The sequence below is a fragment of the Exiguobacterium undae DSM 14481 genome (genome assembly GCF_000620805.1).
GTDB classification, from domain to species: domain Bacteria; phylum Bacillota; class Bacilli; order Exiguobacteriales; family Exiguobacteriaceae; genus Exiguobacterium_A; species Exiguobacterium_A undae.
This window is the reverse complement of the sequence record NZ_KK211187.1, coordinates 1,821,515-1,839,962: the sequence shown is the minus strand read 5'-3', so window position 1 is coordinate 1,839,962 and position 18,448 is coordinate 1,821,515. Positions and strand designations below refer to the sequence as shown.

At 44.5% G+C, this 18,448-nt stretch carries 27 protein-coding genes; 18 read left to right on the top strand and 9 right to left on the bottom strand.

Annotated features, from left to right (window positions below):
* Positions 1 to 32: 32 nt before the first annotated feature.
* From P397_RS17625 to P397_RS0110305, 4 genes are all read left to right on the top strand, one after another.
* Complete coding sequence (locus P397_RS17625) at positions 33 to 587, top strand: hypothetical protein (RefSeq protein ID WP_051523981.1); 555 nt, start codon at positions 33 to 35, stop codon at positions 585 to 587.
* Positions 580 to 1,809, top strand: coding sequence for a DUF2716 domain-containing protein (locus P397_RS17785; protein WP_081776975.1), 1,230 nt, complete (start codon positions 580 to 582; stop codon positions 1,807 to 1,809). Before P397_RS17625 ends, P397_RS17785 begins: the two co-directional genes overlap by 8 nt.
* A 72-nt stretch (positions 1,810 to 1,881) precedes the next feature.
* On the top strand, positions 1,882 to 2,499 hold the full coding sequence (locus P397_RS0110310) for a hypothetical protein (protein ID WP_028106476.1): 618 nt from the start codon (positions 1,882 to 1,884) through the stop codon (positions 2,497 to 2,499).
* A gap of 45 nt (positions 2,500 to 2,544) precedes the next feature.
* Positions 2,545 to 2,940 (top strand): hypothetical protein, encoded by a 396-nt coding sequence (locus P397_RS0110305; RefSeq protein ID WP_028106475.1) that lies wholly within the window; start codon positions 2,545 to 2,547, stop codon positions 2,938 to 2,940.
* A gap of 44 nt (positions 2,941 to 2,984) precedes the next feature.
* On the opposite strand, the gene P397_RS0110300 is transcribed toward P397_RS0110305, so the two are convergent.
* Both P397_RS0110300 and P397_RS0110295 read right to left on the bottom strand, forming a co-directional pair.
* Positions 2,985 to 3,341, bottom strand: a complete 357-nt coding sequence (locus tag P397_RS0110300; RefSeq protein ID WP_028106474.1) for a hypothetical protein — start codon at positions 3,339 to 3,341, stop codon at positions 2,985 to 2,987.
* Between the two features lie 22 nt (positions 3,342 to 3,363).
* On the bottom strand, positions 3,364 to 3,786 hold the full coding sequence (locus tag P397_RS0110295; RefSeq protein ID WP_028106473.1) for a hypothetical protein: 423 nt from the start codon (positions 3,784 to 3,786) through the stop codon (positions 3,364 to 3,366).
* A gap of 67 nt (positions 3,787 to 3,853) precedes the next feature.
* Here P397_RS0110295 and P397_RS0110290 point away from each other — a divergent pair, with 67 nt between their 5' ends.
* The 12 genes from P397_RS0110290 to sstT all read left to right on the top strand — a co-directional run bounded on the left by P397_RS0110290 (position 3,854) and on the right by sstT (position 11,998).
* Complete coding sequence (locus P397_RS0110290) at positions 3,854 to 4,564, top strand: hypothetical protein (RefSeq protein WP_235183977.1); 711 nt, start codon at positions 3,854 to 3,856, stop codon at positions 4,562 to 4,564.
* A 742-nt stretch (positions 4,565 to 5,306) separates the two neighbouring features.
* Positions 5,307 to 5,564: a hypothetical protein gene (locus tag P397_RS0110280; RefSeq protein WP_028106470.1), complete on the top strand. Its 258-nt coding sequence runs from the start codon at positions 5,307 to 5,309 to the stop codon at positions 5,562 to 5,564.
* Between the two features lie 107 nt (positions 5,565 to 5,671).
* Entirely contained in the window at positions 5,672 to 6,298 is a 627-nt protein-coding gene (locus tag P397_RS0110275) for a hypothetical protein (protein ID WP_028106469.1), read from the top strand.
* Entirely contained in the window at positions 6,288 to 6,971 is a 684-nt protein-coding gene (locus P397_RS0110270) for a hypothetical protein (protein ID WP_028106468.1), read from the top strand. The genes P397_RS0110275 and P397_RS0110270 overlap by 11 nt, the downstream gene beginning before the upstream one ends.
* Positions 6,972 to 7,098: 127 nt before the next feature.
* Positions 7,099 to 7,407 (top strand): hypothetical protein, encoded by a 309-nt coding sequence (locus P397_RS0110265; protein ID WP_028106467.1) that lies wholly within the window; start codon positions 7,099 to 7,101, stop codon positions 7,405 to 7,407.
* A gap of 87 nt (positions 7,408 to 7,494) precedes the next feature.
* Positions 7,495 to 7,794 carry a hypothetical protein gene (locus tag P397_RS0110260; protein ID WP_152539596.1) on the top strand — a complete coding sequence of 100 codons (300 nt, stop codon included), beginning with the start codon at positions 7,495 to 7,497 and terminating at the stop codon, positions 7,792 to 7,794.
* 28 nt (positions 7,795 to 7,822) lie between these two features.
* Positions 7,823 to 8,017 carry a hypothetical protein gene (locus P397_RS0110255; RefSeq protein WP_026833191.1) on the top strand — a complete coding sequence of 65 codons (195 nt, stop codon included), beginning with the start codon at positions 7,823 to 7,825 and terminating at the stop codon, positions 8,015 to 8,017.
* A gap of 276 nt (positions 8,018 to 8,293) precedes the next feature.
* Positions 8,294 to 8,524, top strand: a complete 231-nt coding sequence (locus P397_RS0110250) for a hypothetical protein (RefSeq protein WP_235183976.1) — start codon at positions 8,294 to 8,296, stop codon at positions 8,522 to 8,524.
* A gap of 127 nt (positions 8,525 to 8,651) precedes the next feature.
* The gene (locus tag P397_RS0110245; RefSeq protein ID WP_028106465.1) at positions 8,652 to 9,503 is read left to right on the top strand and encodes a hypothetical protein; all 852 of its coding nucleotides are present in this window, start codon (positions 8,652 to 8,654) and stop codon (positions 9,501 to 9,503) included.
* Between the two features lie 113 nt (positions 9,504 to 9,616).
* The gene (locus P397_RS0110240) at positions 9,617 to 10,036 is read left to right on the top strand and encodes a hypothetical protein (RefSeq protein WP_028106464.1); all 420 of its coding nucleotides are present in this window, start codon (positions 9,617 to 9,619) and stop codon (positions 10,034 to 10,036) included.
* A 16-nt stretch (positions 10,037 to 10,052) separates the two neighbouring features.
* Positions 10,053 to 10,229, top strand: coding sequence for a DUF6440 family protein (locus P397_RS17995; RefSeq protein WP_167331060.1), 177 nt, complete (start codon positions 10,053 to 10,055; stop codon positions 10,227 to 10,229).
* Between the two features lie 497 nt (positions 10,230 to 10,726).
* The gene (sstT, locus tag P397_RS0110230) at positions 10,727 to 11,998 is read left to right on the top strand and encodes a serine/threonine transporter SstT (RefSeq protein ID WP_028106463.1); all 1,272 of its coding nucleotides are present in this window, start codon (positions 10,727 to 10,729) and stop codon (positions 11,996 to 11,998) included.
* Positions 11,999 to 12,145: 147 nt separating this feature from the next.
* On the opposite strand, the gene P397_RS0110225 is transcribed toward sstT, so the two are convergent.
* The gene (locus P397_RS0110225) at positions 12,146 to 13,051 is read right to left on the bottom strand and encodes a TerC family protein (RefSeq protein ID WP_026833186.1); all 906 of its coding nucleotides are present in this window, start codon (positions 13,049 to 13,051) and stop codon (positions 12,146 to 12,148) included.
* Positions 13,052 to 13,208: 157 nt separating this feature from the next.
* On the opposite strand from P397_RS0110225, the gene P397_RS0110220 reads away from it, so the two are divergent.
* Entirely contained in the window at positions 13,209 to 13,955 is a 747-nt protein-coding gene (locus P397_RS0110220) for a class I SAM-dependent methyltransferase (protein ID WP_028106462.1), read from the top strand.
* Positions 13,956 to 13,969: 14 nt separating this feature from the next.
* On the opposite strand, the gene P397_RS0110215 is transcribed toward P397_RS0110220, so the two are convergent.
* Genes P397_RS0110215 through P397_RS0110205 form a run of 3 tightly spaced genes read right to left on the bottom strand, consistent with a single transcriptional unit; the run spans position 13,970 to position 16,427 of the window.
* On the bottom strand, positions 13,970 to 14,248 hold the full coding sequence (locus tag P397_RS0110215) for a winged helix-turn-helix transcriptional regulator (protein ID WP_028106461.1): 279 nt from the start codon (positions 14,246 to 14,248) through the stop codon (positions 13,970 to 13,972).
* A gap of 13 nt (positions 14,249 to 14,261) precedes the next feature.
* Positions 14,262 to 15,212 (bottom strand): TIGR03571 family LLM class oxidoreductase, encoded by a 951-nt coding sequence (locus tag P397_RS0110210; protein ID WP_028106460.1) that lies wholly within the window; start codon positions 15,210 to 15,212, stop codon positions 14,262 to 14,264.
* 12 nt (positions 15,213 to 15,224) lie between these two features.
* Positions 15,225 to 16,427: an MFS transporter gene (locus P397_RS0110205; protein WP_028106459.1), complete on the bottom strand. Its 1,203-nt coding sequence runs from the start codon at positions 16,425 to 16,427 to the stop codon at positions 15,225 to 15,227.
* Positions 16,428 to 16,770: 343 nt separating this feature from the next.
* Here P397_RS0110205 and P397_RS0110200 point away from each other — a divergent pair, with 343 nt between their 5' ends.
* Positions 16,771 to 17,100, top strand: coding sequence for a winged helix-turn-helix transcriptional regulator (locus tag P397_RS0110200; RefSeq protein WP_012370213.1), 330 nt, complete (start codon positions 16,771 to 16,773; stop codon positions 17,098 to 17,100).
* Positions 17,101 to 17,181: 81 nt separating this feature from the next.
* Here P397_RS0110200 and P397_RS0110195 read toward each other — a convergent pair whose 3' ends face one another.
* The 3 genes from P397_RS0110195 to P397_RS0110185 all read right to left on the bottom strand — a co-directional run bounded on the left by P397_RS0110195 (position 17,182) and on the right by P397_RS0110185 (position 18,413).
* Positions 17,182 to 17,475 carry a hypothetical protein gene (locus P397_RS0110195; protein ID WP_028106458.1) on the bottom strand — a complete coding sequence of 98 codons (294 nt, stop codon included), beginning with the start codon at positions 17,473 to 17,475 and terminating at the stop codon, positions 17,182 to 17,184.
* Positions 17,476 to 17,490: 15 nt separating this feature from the next.
* Entirely contained in the window at positions 17,491 to 17,745 is a 255-nt protein-coding gene (locus P397_RS0110190; RefSeq protein WP_081776973.1) for a hypothetical protein, read from the bottom strand.
* A 92-nt stretch (positions 17,746 to 17,837) separates the two neighbouring features.
* Positions 17,838 to 18,413, bottom strand: a complete 576-nt coding sequence (locus P397_RS0110185; protein ID WP_028106456.1) for a LysE family transporter — start codon at positions 18,411 to 18,413, stop codon at positions 17,838 to 17,840.
* Between the last annotated feature and the right edge of the window lie 35 nt (positions 18,414 to 18,448).

The window sequence follows — 18,448 nt, the reverse complement described above, 5'->3', positions numbered from 1 at the left end:
TGAGGGGACAACGAGAATAGAGGAGGAATCACATGATACAGCTGACGAAACGGAATGGGTCAGATACTTTCTACAAGACCATTTATACGGAAGGACGCGTGATCGTCCAGTATCAAGGAATCGTTGGAGCATGGGTGAAAGAAGAAGACGTGAATGAGATACGCGTCTCTCGCTTCAAACGATTAGGTAGACAGATTCTGCAGATGGTTGAGGAGTTAGAACGTCAAGGATATCGAGAGTTACAGGAGACAGATTATACAGAACTGGTCGTCCAGTTTCGATATGACGCTGGTCAGGAAGAAGAAGCGCTGGAACGACGTTATATGATGGAAGAGATGATTGATGAAGGTCTGCTTCACACTGGAAACGGATCCTGCGAAGGGGGAGATATCGGTAGCGGTACGACGAACATCTATTACCACGTCGTTGATGTTGAGGCAGCAGTCGCGTTGATCTTTGAGGGGATGAAAGAACATGATGTCCATGGTGTCCCGAAAATCGCGGTGCAATCAGCAGAAAGTTATACCGTCCTGTATCCTCCGGGTGCAACGTTCGAGCTGATGGAAGATAGCGTTCCAAATGAATAGTTGGAGCTGGATTCCGATGACGGGAGCAGAAGATGAACAGGTATGGAACGTCATTTGCCGTCAGTTTCACTTTTCGCCAAGCACGACTGAATTTCCATCCTTTCAAGTGCCGCATCCATTTGTGACGTATTCGACCCGTGATGTGAAGTGGAAAGAAATTGAAACGGTGCTGTCACATATTCTGATTACGTTGACAGATGAAGGCGAACGCATCATGGCGCTCGACTGGAATCATCAAGGCTACTGGGTCGATCCAAGACAACCGTTTGAACGGGACGAAGAGGGCACCTGGATCATCCCGGTCTTACCGGACGGGGATTATAACTTTTTCATCGCCCGAGATTTTCAGTGGGGCTACCTTGGCCATCCGTGGGAACAGAGCGTGACACTGTTTGGTGAAAATTTGATGACAGCGTTTGAGGAAAGCGGAGTATTTCCAGATGTAATTCGACGAGGGGAGCGACAAATGACATTTCAACCAAACGAGTCAGTTAATGTTTACCGGCAACTCTTACCTCGTGATGACTGGAAAGAGCTTGTCCGGATTCAGCTGAATCAATACAGTTATCCGTTTGAGATCAAACTGCTGGAACGTCCCCGGAACACAAAACAGCAGCATGATTATGAGGAGTGGGGAGTCGTATCCCATTTCATCGTGACGGAAACCGTACAATTGGAGCGGCTGTTAGAAGGTTTGACGATTCCTCCGATGGATATGCTATCTGAAGAATCCGATACGGTATTAAGGATTCGCAAACAGGGACAAGACATCGTTCTGGTTTCGAATCAAGAGGTGACCATGCACGGTGTCATCTATGAAGAATTAAAGGACTCGGGAACGGAGTATGAAAACTTTTTTGATGCCATATTGCCGCATGCGACGTTCCCGTTGGAAGTCGTTTTTTGTGGCAGGGGTACGCTCGACGATGAGGATTCCATTCATGCGATGACGTTGAACGATACAAATTGGCAAGCGGTCTTCGAAGATCGTCTCTTACACCTGTTGAACCGAAAAGAAATCACCTCTGGATTCCTGCCAACGAATTACTCAAAGCCCTCTCAACGAACGCTCGAGAACTTCATGACAGAGTTCATGTTGATGATTCCCTATAATTTTATATTGACGCGTGACGCGACTGGACGCTTTGGCATGTTTGATCATTTTTGTACGAATGAAAAGATTGCTCATTTTGGAAATATAGGCGATATTCAACATGCGTAAATAACTGAATCACGATGTATAGGGAAGTTTCGTTTAGTGAATGTGGAAAGTAGGATACGTGGAGGGAGACTTATGCTGTATATCTATCTCGAGGAGCATATCGATCATCCAAAAGTGATCAAGGACCGTTACCTAGACATCGACGAACCAGAACGCATCAAGTCGATCTATTCGATGGGTTGCATCCCGAACGATGAAAAAAGAGACTATCAAGCTGATTCGAACAATGTATTGAAATATTTTTTGAAACGTCTGAATCGCTTCCCAATTTTCGTGACGTTCGGTGGCGGCTTTACAGATGAGGAATTAGAACCGTTTTTACAAAGGGAAGACCTATCATATACAAAGGTTCAACCATATAAGCGCAGATCTTATTACAGCGTTCAAGTGAACGATGCTAGCGAGCTGGAACGTCTGTTGGACGAAACATACTGGTACGCTGCCGCTAACGATTTTTACTTCCTATCTTTTACGAATCTCCTGACGTTTGAGCTGAGAATGGTCAAAGGATGGTTTTTCAAAATAGAACGTGTCGTTCCTGTTGTTAATACGACGGAAGAAATGTCATTCATTACGATCGAGCATGATTTCATGGGCTATTATCTGTTCTCGAACGAAGCCTGTTTTGATACCGAGGAAAAGGTGAAAACATTTCTGCCTGATGGTGAAGGCATCGACTACTATCAGTAAGGGAAATTAAAAACGGCAAATCTTAAAGAAAGGTTAGGCGAGAATATGTTTGGGATCAGTACGAGTTTAAAAGAAGTTCCGGAAGAAGAAAAAAATATTCTCCGTTACCCGAGTCGCGTCCACTTTTTTTTAATTCAAGACTTCGCCAGCATTTCAGATCGTTGTGATTTGCTGATTCATCTTGATTCCTATGCTGATAAATTGTTTGTAGCAAGAGAAGTAAACGAGCTGATTGGAATTTGTGAACTACTCATTCAACGGTATTGTACGCCAAAGGAACCGTGGTTATTGAATCAGGCACATTATTATCCAAACGAACCTTGGATGATCCATCAATCAGATGAGTTAATAATGGAACTGCATCAATTTTTAGAGTTGCTGAAGCGAATGTGTATCGCGTCTGTGTACCAAAACGCGTTGATTTGTTTTTGGGGTGACTGATTAACTAGAATGTCATCCGAAAATTAATCGTTTAAAAATCAGTATCAGGATAACCCTTGGAAGAAAATCAGTCGATCTTGATAAACAGCCTGTATACACATGCTTTTTAATTTTTGCAAAAAATAATGCAAATCTTGAATGAGGGGGTCTGCTGACTTCAACTTCCATGGTTCATGAGGGAAACAATGTCGATGAGAAAGAACCTCACAAATACCAAGAAGTTCAAGGACTTCAGTGGGCTTGAATAGTTTGTCTTCGTATTCATCCAGTTGGATGAGTAAAGCGCAGCGATGCTTAATGACCTCAGCATCCCGATATAAAAAAATCTGTAAGTGATCGGGATAGATTAACGTCTCCTCTTGATCTGAATAGTCGATTAGATCGTTTCTAATCAAAAACATCTGCAAGTCCTCCTTCGTGTTTTTAGTTATATTTAGGTTTCTTCAGTAAATAACGGGGCGGGGCTCCGAATGACTGTTCTGCTTCAAAGTAAGCGAGTTCACCGGGAATGCAGGAAATAATGGAAGAAAAGCCAAATCCGACGGCGTGTTCAAGCGCTTCTTTCAGAGGCAATTCTTTTCCATTGATCACTTCATTCTCTGACAAACAGTAACAAGTATCCGGCGCACCATGCTTTTTTAATAGATCGTAAATGTCTTCGTACCACGAATTGGGTGGGGTGATTTCAATTAAGCACTCGTTTTTGAGCATATTTTTATAGAGATGATCCAGTCGATAGAGGGCTTGATCCCGTTTTTTAGGCGAAAACAGTTCATGGAGTACACGCTCTTGTACCCGTTTGACGAAGAATGATTTAACCAAAAGAATTTCTTGTTCTTTATTCATATCTCAACTTCCCTTCTATATACTTTATGATTATTATAGCAATCCCGTATGAGAAGGAGAGGAACATTTGAATTACATATCTGCAGGATATTTTCTTGTTATGCCAACACCCCGTAAAGATTATATGGATGAACAGATTGTTCCTGAAACCGTGCTATCAGTGAGTAGTTGTCTCTGTAAGCAATATCCTGATACGAGTATCTTATGGGGAAATTCTGAAGTGAAAAGAGCACGCTATATGGATCAACTCGGTCTTTCGCTTAACACTGTTCAGTTATCCGAACAATGGATAGAAGAACATAGAAACACTGGTGATGTTTTGTTTCCTCAAGTATTCTCCAGCCTACATTCTGCGGAAGATTTTTTAAATCGTTTTTTGATTCATCTGCCTGGTATACGCATCATCAGCATTGGATTACCTGAACGTTATAAATCAGATTTTCTTGAAGATATAGAATTGTTTAGCAGTAAAAATCCTGAACCATATGGAGTGGAAAAAATGTTGTTACAGCACCACCCACCTGAGAAGGATGGAGCAAAAAAAGTAGGGTACGAAGTTTTAGGATTTGACTCTGGCTCGTTTCATTCTTATTTGTGTAATGGATTAGAAAGTGATTTCCGTCAACATTTTAATTTTTCACCAAATCGTTATGGGTTGATTGACTCGATAGAAGAAGCTGATCGTTATTCAGATTATTGTAATGAATTAAGCGAAGAAGAGACAGAATCCGTACTATGGCTTCCATGGGCTATTTTTGAACACAAGAGGAGCAAATAAGAATCAACGATCAATACAACTGAGGGGACAATATGAATAAATCAATATTAATAAGATCTTTCATCGCAGCATTTGTGATTAACATAGGAATGTGGATTATCATAAGATTTTCAATCGATGAGTTAGTTTCGGATAAACGTATTTTATCTGCTTTTTTCATGATTACCATTTGGTTAATATTTTTCTTGCCGATCAAGAGACTGGATGTTTATGAGAATCAAACGATACCTTATTGGACGTTTAACCTATTTATGACGCTTGGTATGATTTTAGTCACCATTGTTTGTTTTTCTGTACTTATAGTCGTATTCCCGTGAAAATATTTAAATTCGAAAAAATATATCGAATAGCATCGAGCGGATCAATTCGAAGATCGATTGTTCGATACGGATGAACTAGTAAACTTCACCCGTAATCCTTTCGTATAAGGGATTTTAAAACTTCATAATGGATTGTTGCGATCAAGAGAAGTATGGTCAATCCATTAAAACTCATGATAATCAAACGAAGCCCACATCCAATCAGCGATGTGGCTTTTTCTGTAAGTGGTATTTCTAAACATCTTGTCGATATCCAACTGGGAGAATCACGTTCCTTGATTACGATTTCTAAAAATTTAATTTGGGATTTTTTTCATGAGTGAAACTTAATAAAGGAAAATATCGTATTTAGTATATAATATCTTTATCAAAATAAACTTGCTATCTAATGAAAATGAATACATATCTTGGAGGAATCGTTCGTGATCTTACCATTCATCGGTCTTGCTGTCGGACTCTTTTTATTGATATTAGGAACGTACTTCATCCGATCGAAGCATGCAAACAAAACCCCGCTATCCGGGCATGGAGACGGAGTCGATCATGTCGATTCATTTGTGCTTAGTCTCCTCTTATCGATTGGCGTCATCCTCTTTAGTTCATTATCCGTCAGACAATACGGTTATGTATGTTTAGCAGGAGGATTGCTTTTACTGTATGGTGTCAACGCTGTCTGGTAAGGAAAAGAGAAGAAACAGAAGGCTGGCATCATTCATCACACACGACTGAAAGTCTGGAAGGCAGTCTTGAACAATTCATATAGAGCAGCGTAAAGGGAGATACCAGCATGATTCAATTATTAAAACAAATCGACGATGAAGTTTATCACATCGTCTATCACCAAGAAGGACGTACGTTGTTCATCAGGGAAGGCGTTGCCCGGAAAGAACCTGCCTTGGATAGTGAGGACATGATTGAAATTAACGAAGAGACGGCGACTGTCCGAATGCTTTTTAAAAATACGTTTGCCGCCTATCGTCAGAAAAAAGAATGGATGCGTCAAAAGATGGAGGAAGGATATTTAAAATCACATTTACCTCAATCTGAGGCGATGGATTACCGTGCAGATCGGCGCAACATCAAACTGCGCCTCCTGAGTGCTCTATTACTCATGCTGTGCGGATTATCGACATTGACCGGTCTGTTACCGATCCCGGGATATATTCCGCTTGTGTTCTTATCTTTCTTTTATCCAATCTACATCGAAGGGAAAACAGCCCGTGCCCGCTTCTATCGTTGGTCGGGAGGCGTATTCTTTTTTATATTAGCCGGTTCATCAAAAGATTATTTAAAACCATTTAATCTTTCTGCCAACGGAACTGTCTGCCTCATTGCGGGATTCATCCTCTTGCTGTACACGACTCAACAATTGAAGGAACTGACGACGAAGGAGATCACGCCGCATGAAGGGTAAACAAGCACCACTGATTCAATTAAAACGAGAGATCAGCCAAACCGCCGATTATTGGGTCTGTTACCGGGTGGGGCGGACGCTTTATCAGGTCTCCGTCCAAGAGCAGGTAAATGGTCAAACGAACGAAGGAGAGGTCACGACAGAGCGGTTCCCGTTCTATTTTGGCATGAAAAAGCGAATGCGTCAGTTAGCGGAAGAAAAAGAAGCATTCGGCTTTCGACCGCTGACAGAGAAAGAACGGGCAGCTCAAGTCATTGAAGCACCGGAAGAATCAGCGCTTGATCCGGCCTTTTTTAAACCGGCCGTTCGTTTGGCGTGGCTGCTCCTTGGACTCGGGATCCTCCTGTTCGTCCTTCCTTACGAGAGGCTAAATAATTTTGCATTCGGTTTAGGACTGTACGTCTGGTATGAAACGTTTCGTCAAGCCGGTCTACCAAAAATTTTCCGACGGTATTTTCACGGAATGTTTGGTGCATTGATGGTATTGCAGGTCCTGTCCGCTTTTGAACTGGAGCGGGAAGTACAGCCATACTACGCCACCTTATCTGTTTTGTCCGCGGTCATGTTGGTGTTACTTGTCGTGCAATACCACTGGAAAGAAACAGACCAAATCGCACAGGGGGAAAGTGTTCGTATACGAAAAATCAAAGAATATACGGATTTCGAGGAATGAAACTTAAAATCCGATTCACTCAACTTTCGGAAGACTTGTGGGTTTGATGATCCTGTAAAATAGAGGTATCACATTAACCGGCACGATTTATGAACTGAATCAGTCGATCGGAAAAGGGAGCGATGTCATGGACGTACAACGGAATCTTGATTTTATCTTTGAGTTTTTTTTAGTCATCTGGGCGATTGGAGCAATTGGGATTCTCTTCATCCAAGCTCGAAATAAGCGAAGTCTTAAATCCAGTCTACTGATGGGTACAGCAATCAATCTGATTTATACAGTGACGGTTTCATTGATCTGGTTTTTTGCTGTCGCAATTGATGGGATTAGTCAGGTCTTAGTCGTTTATTTCTTCGGAGGTATTTTCCTGATTCTCGAGGTTCTTTTGTTAATCGTTCTTTTGATGGTCAAACGTAAAAAACAAACTACCTTTTAAAAGGCAAAGGAGTGAAGCAGGAATCGTTATACCTGGGTCACCGCTACACAACTATCGATTCTCGATATGAGACGGCGAGCGATTGCGTTGTTAGTGAAACACGTCGGGCGTCTTAAAGAACCGAGAGCAAAATCGAATATGCTGCTCCATATCGGTATGCTGTATCTCGAACTCGGTGAAGAACAAGAAGCGAGCCAACACTTTATAAAAGGATTGACGATTGTCGAAGCGATGGAACTCGAATATGCCCCGCAGTTTTTAGCGATTTTACAAGTCATTCAACGGCAAGAGACACCGATGGTTGCAGACTACTGGCTTCAAAACTTTACGAATCGGATCGTAGATCATCCAAAGTTCAAACGGACGATTGCTGGTCTTGCGCTTTAAAGAAAGTGAAATCGTAAGGGGGAGTGTCATGCGTTATGTCCGCTATTTTTTGTACTTCATGATTCTTGTCACGGTCTCGTACTACATTTCAATTTACCTGACATATGACAAAAAGCCATTAATGATGGTACTCAGTTTTTTCATCCAGTTGGCAGTTGTATTTTCGTTATTGTATTTGGAACGTTTCTTGATTCGACGTACCAAGAAGAAGGAAACGGTTTAAGTCGTTTTCTTCTTTTTCTATACAATTAATACGGCAGGAAGAGCATAAAGATATCCTTTGGTAAGGGATGTTGTGATTCCCAAGTGCTTCACCAGTACATAGGATGACATTGCGCGATTCGATAACAGTTGAAAAGCAAAGACAAAATTAAAATACGGAGTAGATCGAAATCATCAAAGTGTAAAGGGAGAACGGAGCTCGAAATTGCGGTGAAACACCATTATCCAAAAACTCTTGAATTGTTAAAAACATACTAAATATAAGGAGATGGCTAACATGAAAAAATGGATTGGAGTTCTGATCATCGTACAGACTGTCTTGTTTGGCATGCTGATGATTCAGCTGGAAAAAATAATGAATAAGATTGGGCAAGTGGGATCGGTTGTACTAAGGAAAGAGGGTACCATCGTCTCAGGAGAAGGACTTCCAGTAAGTAACTATGTCTTATTTGGCATTTTGATTATTTTAGGAATCTATCTGCTCATACCGGAAGAAAAATTAAAGTAATTACCGGCATTTCTTTTATACAATAATTGCGTGTGAACATGATAAGCTAAATTCATGGAATATATTTACTTATTTCCTTATGCAGAAACTGACTGGAACACAACCCACATAAAAAGGACGTGACATGATGAAAAAAGTAACGGTTCGTAAAGTGGTGGCAAGTACGCTTGTAACGGCTCTTGTATTGACGGGAGTCGGAGTAAACAGCAATGTAGCAGATGCGACGGCAAAGACGACGCAAGTCGCGAAGAAAAAATTCGACTATAAAAAGTACCGTGCCAAACAAACGAAAGTCGTAGCATCATACGGCAGCACACTCTTCCATATGGGGAATCTGGGCGGAATCAAAGTACCGGAATACATCACGGATTCTGTGTACCGCGCCAAAGTGGAAGCGAATAACAAAAAATCAAAACAGTATATGACGGACCGTAAGAAGGCACGAAAAGAAGCGGAAGCCCTGAAAAAGCTGATTAAAGAAGTGAACACGCAGAAGGAAAGAAAGGCTGCGGACAAGCGGATTGATGCTTTGAAAAAAGAAACCATTCGTTTGACGAAGGCGGAAAAGGTGTTGACCAAAGAAGGACAGGCTCTGTACAAAGTAATCGTTGACTACGAAAGTAAGCAAATCAAGTTATTTGAAAGTCAATACGGATCCATTACAAAAGCCTTAACGGTTCTCGACTATAAGGACTACGCCGATCGTTTGAGAAGCTATCTGAATGCGAATAATTTTAGTGCGGATGCAAAAGCGGAAATTATGGATCAAGTCAATGATCGGCTGCTTTATGCTCGTGAAGACTCATCGGAGATCGTCGGAGACAAACGCGGTGCAATTAGACTGCTGATTTATGCCGGGAAATTTGAAGAGGCGAATCAATTGTTCATGAACACAAAAGAAACGATCCTGGTCGAAGAAAACGCGAAGTTAGATACGTTATACACAAAAATCATTGGAGTCTACATGACGAAAAAGTAACAACAGAATTGGTTCACAATGCACAGCATCCTTTTCGGATGCTGTGCATTGTGATGCTTATTTCTATTAGTTTCTAAAAAACGAATCATTTGTAATGAAAGGTGAAGATTTAATTGAGCTTAGCTTCTTATATCGGAACAAACGTTAAAATTCCTCAAGTGGATATTAATGAAGACGAAGGGTACGACGAGGATTTTTACGTCGGCCAATGTTTTGCAGACGGAACCTGTTTATATTCAGTTCAAGCGGCCCAGTTTACGACAGCCCATGTGTACGAAATTTCAAGTCACTGGGGGATTGAAATCGTCGAACCGTTTGATTCAAAGATTTCTTTAGAATCTAAAGAGAAGTTACGCCGACTGTTGGAACTGATGGATTCCTATCTTGCAGAAGGGGATTATTTTGAGCTCTATTCGTGCTGGATCGGAGAAGAGGGGGATTCGAGAGAACATGCGTTGACGTTAGAGATGAAGGATTTGGATATACATAAACTTGAAATTCCCGAGAAAACGTATGTTTTGATCAAAAAATGAAGCAAGGAGTGGTGGAATGAAGAAACGGTTTGTCGTGAAATCCAAACAACACCTGAGCGGAGGAATCATCAAAATCATCGTTGATACAGAGACGGGTGTGAACTATGTAATGACAAGTGGTCTTGGTCTCAGTGGAATGACTCCCTTATTGGATCAAGAAGGCAAGGTTGTCATCGACAGAAAGAAGAACTGATGTACTCGCAACAAACGATTTAGTCTTCACATGCACAGGCAACAGCATTCAGACAGACCGCTTCAAGATAGAGCATCACTAACTGTTTCTCATGTCAAAGATGATAAGAAGGTATGATGCTTGAAGAAAATGATTCCTGTATAACAGGGGTCATTTTTTCATGTTCCACTGAAGTCCATTACTGGACATAGTTCTTTGATACGAAGCCTTTTTTAAGGTCATTTCCAATGGGACGGCATTCTGAGACGGCTTCTCTTTTCCTTAATTATGCAAGCGATTGCATACCTATTCGATTAAAGAGTCATCAGAAACGAATCATATTTCTTGCAAAAAACTAGTTTTTATTTCTTAGGTTTTATGTAAAAATAGAGAACAACAAACTGAGAGAATTTTTAGAAAAATGAACGAACAGACTATCTGTCTTTTGGATGGGAGAGAGAACTCGTCGTTTTTCAAATTCTAAATAACTTATTCGTTTTAAGCCTGGAGGGGAAAGTATGAAAGTGTTGAAGATGTGGAACCAAATCAGTTTAGTAAAACAAATCGCAATCGGCTTGATTGTTGGGATTCTTTTAGCCGTAACGATTCCTGAAGCGGCAAAATCCTTGACCATCTTCGGGACACTGTTTGTTTCCGCGCTGAAGGCCGTTGCGCCTATTTTAGTTTTTTTCCTGGTCATGGCAGCGATTGTCCAGCATAAAAAGGGACAGCAGACAAACATGAAATCAATTATCTTCTTGTATCTTCTCGGAACATTTTTAGCCGGAGCCATTGCTGTCATCGTAAGTTTCCTGTTCCCTGTGACCATCACACTGACTGAAAGTACAGAGGAATTGGCTTCTCCGGATAACGCCATCGAAGTCATCCGGACACTCGTCTTGAACATGGTCGATAATCCGGTCAATGCATTAGTCCAAGCGAACTACATCGGTATTCTCACGTGGGCAATCATTTTGGGGTTAGCGCTTAAAAACGCATCCGATACAACAAAGACTTTTATCTCGAATTTTTCAGACGCGATTGCGAAAATGGTCGGATGGATCATTAAACTTGCTCCTCTCGGGATCATGGGAATCGTCATTGGTTCGGTAACGGAGAACGGTCTCAAATCTTTACTCGATTATGGTAATTTATTATTGGTTTTGATCGGCACAATGCTTATTGTTGCACTTATTGTCAATCCATTGATTGTGTTCATCAATGTCCGTCAAAATCCGTATCCATTAGTCTTCAAGTGTCTTCGTGAGAGCGGGATTACTGCTTTCTTCACACGAAGCTCGGCAGCGAATATTCCCGTCAACATGGAATTGTCTAAGAAGCTGGGACTCGATAAAGAGACATATGGCATCTCGATCCCTCTTGGCGCAACGATCAACATGGCGGGGGCGGCGATCACGATTACTGTCTTAACGCTTGCTGCGGTTAATACACTTGACATTCAAGTTGATATTCCGACAGCTATCATCCTAAGTGTCCTCGCTGCTGTCTGTGCTTGCGGAGCTTCCGGTGTTGCCGGTGGATCACTCCTCTTGATTCCGCTCGCTTGCAGCCTGTTCGGGATTCCGAATGAAATTGCCATGCAGGTGGTAGCCGTCGGACTCATCATCAGCGTATTACAGGATTCATTCGAAACAGGGTTAAACTCATCAACCGATGTCTTGTTTACAGCAACAGCTGAATACAGAAAACGTTTAAAAGAAGGGGAACAAGTGTCAATCAACCGGTCAGTTATGGCGGCAGAACCGACTGAAAAAGTCGTCAACAGCTGATTGGTTTACAGCAAATATGGTTTTACTCACAAAAAGATCAAAGGTATCCCGAATGACGGGGTGCCTTTGATCTTTTTCGTTGTGGTGGTCTAATTAAAAACAGGGAGTGAATCGTGTGATTCACTCCCTGCGTGCTGTTATTCGAAGTTACTTCCCAGGCTTCGTTTTATAGAAGCTGTAGAAGACGCTGATCAAGATGACGAGGACGATTGTTCCGAGCGACATCCAGATTGGCATTTTGTAGACATCACCGAGAATCATCTTCGCTCCGATGAAGACGAGCATGAAGCTGAGACCGTGTTTCAAGTAGTAGAAGCGATCAATCAGGTTCGCAAGGACGAAGTAGAGACTACGGAGTCCGAGGATGGCCATGATGTTCGCATAGAAGATGATAAACGGATCACGCGAGTACGCGAAGCTTGCGGCGACCGAGTCGACGGCGAAGACGATATCCGAGATTTCGATGAAGATCAGTGCGATCAGTAACGGTGTGAAGAACAACTTACCGTTAATCCGCTGCGTAAACTTACCAGACGAGATGTCTTGTGTGATCGGCAATCGTTTTTCCAACCAACGGACTGTTTTGTTCTCTTCAAGCGACGTTTCCTGCCCGATGTTCTTAAACATCATGTAACCGGTGTAGACGAGGAAAGCGCCGAAGATGTAGTACACCCAAGAGAAGTTCTCAAGAAGCGAAACCCCTGCGACGATGAAGATGACGCGGAAGAAGATCGCACCGAGGATTCCCCAGAACAAGACTTTGTGCTGATACTTTAACGGAATCGCAAAGTAAGCAAAGACGAGTGAGAAGACGAAGACGTTATCAATCGCAAGTGCCTTTTCGATGAAATAAACGCTCGTGTATTCAATTGCAGCGTCGCTGCCTTGCGCATAGAATAACCAACCGCCAAAGGCGACGGCAAGCCCGATCCAGACGAACGTCCAGGTCCAAGCTTCTCGAAGCGAGACCTCATGGGCTTTCCTGTGAAATACGCCAAGGTCCAGTGCGAGCATGATGAAGACGATGGCTAAAAATACAATCAATAGTGTCAACAGCGCTTCCTCCTTTTAAGTGGTGTTCTGTTTATATTTTGATTATAAGTTCATAAGAACTCAAAGTAAAGCATTAAGTGTGCTGTTTTTTTAGAAATAACACATTTACCACGTTTTCACTTTATAATTCAACATAATAGGAGGAGGAGGTGATTAGATGAAACAACAAAGTGCGATCAACAAAACCGCTTGGGAATACCGGGCCTATGAATTTTGGAATCAACGTGACGGGGCGCCGACTGACAAGGCAAAAGAAATCATGGCCGACCCGAAAGCAAGTCTTAAGAAACATCAGGACTATTTTCAGGAAGTGACCGGCAAACGGATTGCCAATCTGTGCGGATCAAACGGTCGCAAGGCGGTTCCACTCGCACTGCTGGGTGCGGACGTCACGGTCTTCGACATCTCGGAAGCCAATCGCCGGTATGCACTCGAGCTTGCCGCCTGTGCCCGAACAGAAATTGAGTACATCGTCGGTGATATCTATGAGATTGATGTGAATACGTATCAGCACCAGTTCGATGTCTTGTATCTTGAAGGCGGGATTCTGCATTATTTTCATGACCTCGAGGCGTTCACTGCGATTTTGTTTACGCTGCTCAAGCCGGGTGGAAAACTGATTTTGAGCGACTATCATCCGATCAAACATTGTATCAACGAGGAGTCACACTACATCCCGCGTTATTTTGATCAGGATACATATGAAGAGAACATTGCGTACCAATCGCATTTTGATCCGGCTGAACAAGCGGATTTTCCGAAAGTGATGTTGCGGCACTATACGATGAGTGAGATCGTGAACACCGTCATCAGCAGCGGCTTCACGCTCGCACAATTGGACGAACATCGGGGGTGGAACGGCGAAAACATCCCGTGGGAATTCACGATTGTTGCGACGAGATAAAACCCAGCCTCCGCTTACGGATGCTGGGTTTGTTTTTCGATGGCGTGAAAGATCGGCTGCAAACTCTCACCGATTGGTGTCAGGTGATAGATGGTTGCCGGTCGTTCGACAACTCCGCGTTGTTCGAGTCGTGACAGACAAACGGTCAACTCATGCATGGAATGTCGTGAGCCGGCAGCTGTCAGTTGTTCGAAGGAACAGGGAGCCTGCAACAACAGCCGGATGATTTGCATCTCGAACACGCTCCCAAGAGTCTGGACCGTATAGTCAAGTGCAAGTAAATCAGACGTCATGTAAGGCACCTCCTCAACGTAACGGCGGGAAGTGCGGCAACACATACGTTCCAAGCTCATCGATGACGTCTTCCGCCGACCGTTCCCCGTCGAATAAGGCGAAAAAGAGATGATTGACGCCCAGATCACGGTAGAGATGAAGCAGTTCGATCAAACGGTTGCGACCGAGTCGGAATCCAAGCCGGATCGGTGTCGGTGCTTCGTCCGGATCCGCCGAGAGGTCGAGATGCATCGGCATCGAAAACGGCCGGAACCGGGTTGTGCCGGCGTCTTGACTGGCGTTGCGCCAGTCTTCGATTGCTTTTGCCTGTTCCAATGGTCCTTGCGGATAATACATCCAACCGTCCCCGTTGGTTGCGAGCCAGTCCATGTCTTGTTGCGCAAACCCGGTGATCATCGTCGGAATCCGTTTCTTTGGTCGCGGCACCAACGTCGCACCGGTGACGTCACCGTAATCGGACTGAATCGTCGGATAGTCCGTATACAACGCTTGCTCCATCACGCGTAACGCTTCTTTGAACTGGACACCGCGACTCGGATGATCGATGCCGAGACCGTGAAAATCAGCTTGCCGGTCGCCGGACGAAACCCCGAGTATCAGCCGTTCCGGAAACAAAGCATCAATCGTCGCAAGTTCCTTGGCAGACCGTAACGGGTGACGGAGCGGCAGGACCAAAGCGGATGTCCCGAGGGCAATCTGTTTCGTCTGACCGAGCAGATGCGTGCCGTAAATCAACATATCATAAATTTGACCGACAGCAGGATCGAGGAAATAGGGGTCCTTCAACAGCACGTCCCGCAACCAAAGGGTCGTAAAACCGTACTGATCGGCTTTTTGTGCCAGCTCGACTTGCTTCAAAAGCGTTGGCGTCTGCCGCTTAAAATTCTCGAGCGGAACGTGAAGACCAAGCGTCAGTTCACCTTCCCGGTACATCCGTTGGTAACTGGCATGAGTATCAAACATTTGATTTCCTCCTTACTGGTGTTCGAGACGACGGGAGACTGCAGTCAAAATGACGGCCAGAATGACCATGATGCCACCGACCCACGGCGTGTGGACAAGACCGATCGTGTCGGCGACGAGTCCGCCGATCGTTGCACCAAGTGCAATCCCGATGTTAAAGGCGGAGATGTTTAACGCGGACGCGACATCAACGGCGGCCGGGACATATTTTTCCGCCAACTGGACGATATAAAGCTGGAGTCCCGGGACATTCATGAAGGCGAGCAACCCCATCAAGATGATTCCGATGATCCCGGCAACTTTAAACGGAATCATGAACGACAAGGCAATCATGACGATGGCGTGGAGAATGAACATATAAAACAACGCTTTGATCGGGTTGCCGTTGGCGAGTTTTCCGCCGACTGCGTTGCCGATCGCGACGGCAATACCGTACACGAGCAGGATGATGCTGATCAGGCTTGGGCTGATTTTTGTGACGTCCTGCATGATCGGCGTCAAGTAGGTGAAGGCGACGAATGTCCCGCCGTAACCTAGTGCCGTAATCAGGAAACCGAGCATCAAGCGTCCGTTCGTCAACAGTTTAAACATGTCGGAAAACTTCGCCGGTGGAGATTGTTTCAAGTCTTTTGGAATCAAGAAAAAACTGGCGATGATCGAGACAAGACCTAATGCGGCAACGGCGAAGAACGTCGCGCGCCAGCCGAATGCTTGACCGATGAACGTGCCGAGCGGGACACCCGTGACGGTTGCGACCGTCAGTCCGGTGAACATCAAAGCGATGGCACTGGCTTTTTTATCCGCCGGTACGAGCTGAACGGCGATTGTTGCGCCGATCGAGAAGAAGACACCATGTGAGAAGGCGGTGATAAAGCGGGCGACAATCAACAGTTCGAAGCTCGGGGCAATTGCTGAGACAAGGTTCCCGGCGATAAAGACGACCATCAACGCCATGAGCAACGTTTTCCGGTTCATCCGGTTCGTCAAAGCAGTCAAAATCGGAGCCCCGACAGCGACACCGATGGCATAACCGGAGATGATCAGACCGGCCAGAGTGATGCCGATGTTTAAGTCGCCGGCGATGGCTGCGAGTAAGCCGACCGGGACAAATTCCGTTGTTCCGATTCCGAAGGCGCTAATAGCAAGTGCGAGCAGGGCGAGGCGACCGTTTTGCGGGACCTGTTCCTGTTCAGCACGCGGGTTTAATTGATTCATGATGATTCCTCCTAAAGTGAGATGGATGATAAAAGTAAATGACGGAAGTCTTCCCAAACGACCGGGCCCGGTGCGCATTGAATGATGAGGGAACGTTTCTGCGTGATCCCATCATAGAGCGGGAAAACGATTTACGGAAGTACGTACTTTCAAGTACCATAGGCACTAAAAAGTACCTTACCCCCGTCGGATGAAGCAATGGACGAAGGCGACTTGTACTTTCCGCTGACAGTTGTTATCATAAACCCATCAAATTCACTTGAGAAGTACGCACTTTCAAGTGCGATAGGCACTAAAAAGTACCTGTCCCGCTGTACTTCAAGAATCGAAAGGAAGAATCAGCATGGCCTACAATATTCCGGTCGAAGCGACCCTGCAAGTCATCGGAGGCAAATGGAAAGTCGTCATCATGTGTCATCTCATCAAAGGCGAACGCCGGACGAGTGAGTTGAAAAAGCTGATGCCGAACATCACGCAAAAAATGTTGACACAACAACTGCGCGAACTCGAACAGGACGGTGTCATCATCCGGACCGTCTACGAACAAGTCCCACCGAAAGTCATCTATTCCTTATCCGACTACGGTTGGTCGTTGCGCCCAATCTTAGACGCGATGTGCGCCTGGGGCGAAGGACATATCGATTTGACGGGCGAGGAAGTCGTGTCTTCTTGAATCAACTAAAAAAAGAAAAAGACCTCATCATTTGGATGGGGTCTTTTTCTATCGGAATGACGGACAGTGCAATGGTCCGTACTATTTGTCATGTTTTGATTGTTTCCCTTCAAGTCCGATGAAAGTGATGAACAGTCCGACGGTGATGGCAAATGCGAGCATCGCATTTTGGTACCATCCTCTCGGGAAAAAATCGACGAGGAACAACAACAGGAACAAGGAGGAGACAATCAGCCGTACGTCCCGCGTTTGAGGACGGAGCGACTTCCAGTGGATCAACAGCAACAAGGAGGCCAAAGGAGCAACGATATAGGAAATTACAAAAAACGGAAAGCGTTTTAAGTAGAACGGTAATCGTTCAACGGGATCGCTCATGATGTCCTCCTTTCCTTACGCCTGGGGTTCAACGATCTCTACCCATACTTGATAATAGGTGAGATCTTCAAATGGTATTTCTGCCGTTTGAACCCGGAATTCCGGCACATGTGCCAAATAAAAGGTCAGGGCACAGGCAATCTTATGGTCTGGTGTACAGTACCCGTTAATCGTGCGACCGTAGATTTCGTTTGCGAGTGCATCGGCCCAGACGTCTGCCTCACGAAAGGTTTCAAATACGATGGTTTCTTCTTTCCAACGAATCGCCATGCTCGAACCACTCCTTTTATCCTGATATTCCCATATCCACCATAACAAAAAACGGGCGGATGCTCATCTGACAGGAGCATCCGTCCGTTTAATTAAAAGATTGTCACAGCCGAGTAGACCAGTAAGGCGGACATCGTGAATCGGAAAAGGCGGTCATACCGCGTGAAGAAGCGGCTGAACAGAGAACCGAAAGCCGACCATAATAAAAGAGCCGCCCATCCCAACAGAATCGTATATCCCAGATAGACCATCGTTTGCACAGCCGAACCGCTGTGCGGCAGAATGAAGGTCGACAGGACCGTCAGAAAAAATAAGATGCTTTTGACGTTGATCATCTGAAAGATAAAACCGGATAAAAACGTTGCCTGCACATCGATCGTTTTACCGCTGGTCGGTTTCGGAAAACCGATTTTCCACGCGAGATACAGTAAATACGCCACACCCGCCAGCTGCAAATACGGTTCCAGCATCGGCAACAATTGATCCAAACCTGCTGTGAACCCGGCACTCAGCAGTCCGAGAAAGGCGAAACCGGTCAGGATGCCGCCGTTGAATTTCCACGCACCGACGAATCCGAAATGACGTGCTTCGTTCATCATGAGCAGGTTGCTCGGACCGGGGGTGATGGACGTGATGATGACATATGACAAAAATGCTGCTACGTTCATGAAAATTCTCCTTTGATCGCTATCACTCTATTTTT